4 protein-coding genes are annotated in these 4,195 nt (G+C 67.3%); 1 reads left to right on the forward strand and 3 read right to left on the reverse strand.

Annotated elements, in window-relative coordinates; all coding sequences use genetic code 11:
- The 3 genes from VMJ11_RS13240 to pdxH form a co-directional block, all read right to left on the reverse strand.
- On the reverse strand, positions 1–782 hold a 782-nt coding region (locus VMJ11_RS13240), incomplete at its 3' end, for a DUF72 domain-containing protein (protein ID WP_325619856.1).
- Between the two features lie 216 nt (positions 783–998).
- Positions 999–2,213 carry a cyclopropane-fatty-acyl-phospholipid synthase family protein gene (locus VMJ11_RS13245; protein WP_325619857.1) on the reverse strand — a complete coding sequence of 405 codons (1,215 nt, stop codon included), beginning with the start codon at positions 2,211–2,213 and terminating at the stop codon, positions 999–1,001.
- Positions 2,214–2,427: 214 nt separating this feature from the next.
- The gene (gene pdxH, locus VMJ11_RS13250; protein WP_325619858.1) at positions 2,428–3,063 is read right to left on the reverse strand and encodes a pyridoxamine 5'-phosphate oxidase; all 636 of its coding nucleotides are present in this window, start codon (positions 3,061–3,063) and stop codon (positions 2,428–2,430) included.
- A 271-nt stretch (positions 3,064–3,334) separates the two neighbouring features.
- Between pdxH and tcdA the strand changes: the two genes are divergently transcribed.
- Positions 3,335–4,195, forward strand: an 861-nt coding sequence (gene tcdA, locus VMJ11_RS13255; protein ID WP_325619859.1) for a tRNA cyclic N6-threonylcarbamoyladenosine(37) synthase TcdA, incomplete at its 3' end; no start/stop codon positions are given.

Consider the following 4,195-nt stretch of genomic DNA (forward strand, 5'->3'; position numbering starts at 1 on the left):
AGCGCGCCCGCCTTCATGCCGAGGCCCGCGAGGCACGGCTCGACGAACTCGCGCGCGGCGAGCTCCGCGTTCAGAAAGCACGGGTTCGTCGAAACGGGCTCGCCGCGTTCGCCTCGCACGCTGGCGTCGGTGATGAGCGCCGGCGCTTTCACGATGAAGCGGAAGTGATCGGGCACCTGCTGCGCGTAGCGCAGATAGTCGGTGACGGTGAGCGGCGCATAGAACGAGCGGTCGATGCTCACCGAGCGCAGCAGCGGATGCGCGCCATAGGCTGCGAGCCCGTCGCGGGCAAGTTTCGACTGGCTGTAGTCGTCGCCGTAGACGATGCCGCGCCAGCCCGGAAACGACCACGACGAGGTGCCAAGGCGCACCCCGGCCGGCAATTCGGCGGCAAGGTCGAGCGTGGCTTGTGTCGCCACGGCGGGCAGCACGCCGCGGCCGCGCCGTTTGGGGGCGCTGGGGCCGGCCGCGGGTTGCGCTGCCGGTTTCGGCGATTCGGCACGCACCGCGCGTTCGTCGGGCGTGCCCTCGGACTCTTCGATTTCGGCGTCGTCGTACGTGGTGCGGCGTTGCTCGTGCTGCCGGGGTACGGGCGAGGGCGCCGGCGCGGTGAAGCCGAACAGGTCGGGCTGCGGCTCGGCGCGGGTTTCGGCCTTCGGGGCGGTGCGGCGCGCGGCAGGGCGCGCGCTGTCGCGGCCTGGATCATATGCCGCCGCGCCAGGCGCTTCACCGTGAGTGGCGCCGAACAGATCGTGGTCGTGGCCGTCTTCGCGTTGGTTCATGCAGTGGCGTCGCGCAGTCATGCCGCGCAGTTGTCTCTTGATGGCGGTCGTGGGCGAAGCCGCGCCTCGTTCGGCCCGGCTTGCGCGATACGACTGCGCGGGCCGTTGAGTGGGCCGCTGCGTGGGCCGCTGTATGGGCCGTCGCGTGGCTGGCGGCGCGGCGGCAGGGCGAGCCACGCGACGCCGTTATGCCCAGCCGTCACGCCGCCGCCCGCATCAAAGCGGCTTCTCGTACATATACCGGCGCGACCACGGCAGCGTCTTCGCGCTGCGGCCGGCCTTGCGGCACACGATCTGGAAGATCGACACGTCGTCGTGCTCGAACGCGTACGCGCAACCCGCCAGATAGACGCGCCAGATGCGGAACTTCTCGTCGGCGACGAGCTTTTTCGCCTCTTCGGCGCGCGCCTCGAAATTCTCCGCCCAGATACTGAGCGTGTGCGCATAGTGACGGCGCAGGCTCTCCACGTCAACGGCCTCGAGCCCGCCGCGCTGCGCCGCCTCGAGCGCGAGCCCGATGTGCGGCAGCTCGCCGTCGGGAAACACGTAGCGGTCGATGAACTCGCCGCCGCCGAGCGCGGTCTCGCCCGAATCGGCGTCCGACGAGGTAATGCCGTGGTTCATCGCGACGCCGTCGTCGGCGAGCAGGTCGTGGACCTTGCGGAAATAACCGGGCAGGTTCTTGCGCCCGACGTGCTCGAACATGCCCACGCTCGTGATGCGGTCGAACTGACCCTGCACTTCGCGGTAGTCCTGCAGGCGGATCTCGACGCGATCTTCGAGGCCGGCGGCCTTCACGCGCGCGGTGGCGAGATCGAACTGGTTCTGCGAGAGCGTCACGCCCACACAGCGCGCGCCGAACTTCTGCGCGGCGCGCAGCACGAGCGCGCCCCAGCCGCAGCCGATATCGAGCAGCGTCTGGCCTTCCTTCAACTGGATCTTGGTGAGGATGTGGTCGATCTTCTTGAGCTGCGCGGTGGCGAGGTCCTCGTCGCCGTTCTCGAAGTAGGCGCACGAGTAGAGCATGTTCTCGTCGAGCCACAGCTGGTAGAACTCGTTCGAGACGTCGTAGTGATACTGGACGGCCTTCCTGTCCGTGGACTTCGAGTGCGTGAAATAGCGGCGCACGCGCGCGAGCTTGCTGGCGCTCGTGACGGTGCTGCGCGCGAGCGAATAGCTGATGCTGATGATGTCGGCGAGCTTGCCCTCGATGTCGATCTTGCCCTTCACATAGGCTTCGCCGAGGTTGTCGAGGCTCGGCTCGAGCAGGAGCGGCAGCGCCGAGGCGCTATTGACCTTCAGCGTGACCTGCGGCGCGGCGAAGTGGCCGAAATCGTACTGCTGCCCGCTCCAGAGTACGAGGCGGGCGGGCAGATTGGCCTTGTTGCGGACTTCTTCTACCCATTGCGCGAGTTTTTTCTCCCAGAACATGCGTTTCTCTCCGTGTCGAGTCTTATTGACGACTACAGCTCAAAGACAAAAGCGAGTTGCGATGCGTGGAACCGGCTGCAAGGCGGTACGGCAAAATTCGGGCGGCGCGAGGGCCGCGCGAATCATTCGTGTGACGCGGGTGAAACCCTTGATGCGTGTGGCGCGGCAGCGCGCGCCACGTCTTCGAGAGCGTATACGGTCAGGGAGCGAGCGTTCAAGGCGCGAGCCGCTCGATGCGCCAGGCCGCGCCGTCGCGCGTGTAGCGGATGCGGTCGTGCAGCCGCGACGGCCGGCCCTGCCAGAACTCGATCGCATCCGGCACGAGCCGGTAGCCGCCCCAGTGCGGCGGGCGCGGCGGGTGCTCGCCGTACTGCGCGGCGACTTCGCGCTCGCGCGCTTCGAGCGCCGCGCGGCCCGCGATCACGGCGCTCTGTTCCGAGGCCCACGCGCCGATGCGCGAGCCGAGCGGACGCGAATTGAAGTAGGCATCGCTTTCCGCGTCGCTCGTGAGCTCGACCTTGCCCTCGATGCGCACCTGGCGCTCGAGCTCGATCCAGTGAAAGAGCAGTGCCGCGTGCGGATTGGCGGCCAGCTCGCGGCCCTTGCGGCTCTCGTAGTTCGTGAAGAACACGAAGCCGCGCGCGTCCACGCCCTTGATGAGCAGGATGCGCGCAGCCGGGCGGCCTTCGGCGTCGACGGTCGCCACCGTCATGGCGTTGGGCTCGGGCAGCTTCGCGTCGAGCGCCTGGGCGAACCAGGTCTGGAACTGGAGGATCGGATCGGGATCGACATCGGCGACGTCGAGCGAGCCGAGCGAGTAGTTCTTGCGGAGATCGGCGAGAGTTGTCATTTTTTATGCGGACGCTTCAATGCGGACAAGTATAACGAACAGGCAACGAATGAGCCGGCGAATGGGCTGACGAACAAGGCCAGCGAACGGACCGGTGGATCTATCGGCGAATTTATCGACGAATCTATCGGCGAACGCTTCGGCGACCGGCGTTCGACTCGCGAAGCTTGGGGGAGCGTCCAGCTTCGCCCGGCGCGATCAGGCAAAATACGGTCCTTGCGAGGAGCGTGGCAGCAGCGCGCTACCGGTCCGCTTACGATTGCCTAACGTCATGTCCAGTACTCAGATTTCCCCTGCCGCCGGCTCCGTTGATCTTACCGCGAGCCCTGCCGCCGATGTTGCGGACCGAGCCCGCCGTTTCGGCGGCATTGCGCGGCTTTACGGCGCACCCGCGCTCGACGCGTTCGAGCGCGCCCACGTCGCCGTGATCGGCATTGGCGGCGTGGGCTCCTGGGCCGCCGAGGCGCTCGCGCGCAGCGCGATGGGCAAGCTCACGCTCATCGATCTCGACAACGTGGCCGAGAGCAACACCAACCGCCAGATTCACGCGCTCGACGGCAACTACGGCAAGCCGAAGGTCGAGGCCATGGCCGAGCGCATCAAGTTGATCGATCCGGCCTGCGAGGTGCGCCTCGTCGAGGACTTCGTGGAGCCCTCGAACTTCGACGCACTACTGGGCGGCGGCTTCGACTACGTGATCGACGCCATCGACAGTGTGCGCACCAAGACCGCGTTGATCGCCTGGTGCGTCGAGCACCGCGTGCCGCTCATCACGGTGGGCGGCGCGGGCGGGCAGCTCGATCCCACGCGCATTCGCATCGACGACCTCGCGCTCACGATCCAGGACCCGCTGCTTTCCAAGGTGCGCGGCCAGTTGCGCAAGCAGCACGGCTTTCCGCGCGGGCCGAAGGCGAAGTTCAAGGTGAGCGCCGTGTATTCGGACGAGCCGCTCATTTATCCAGAGGCCGCCGTGTGCGACGTCGACGCCGAGGCCGAGCACGTCACCACTTCGCCGGGGCATCACGGGCCGGTGGGGCTGAACTGCGCGGGCTTCGGTTCGAGCGTTTGCGTGACGGCGAGCTTTGGATTCGCGGCGGCTTCCTATGTGCTGCGGGCGATCGCGCATCGGGCC

It is taken from the genome of Paraburkholderia sp., from assembly GCF_035501035.1.
In the GTDB taxonomy this organism is placed as follows: Bacteria; Pseudomonadota; Gammaproteobacteria; order Burkholderiales; family Burkholderiaceae; genus Paraburkholderia.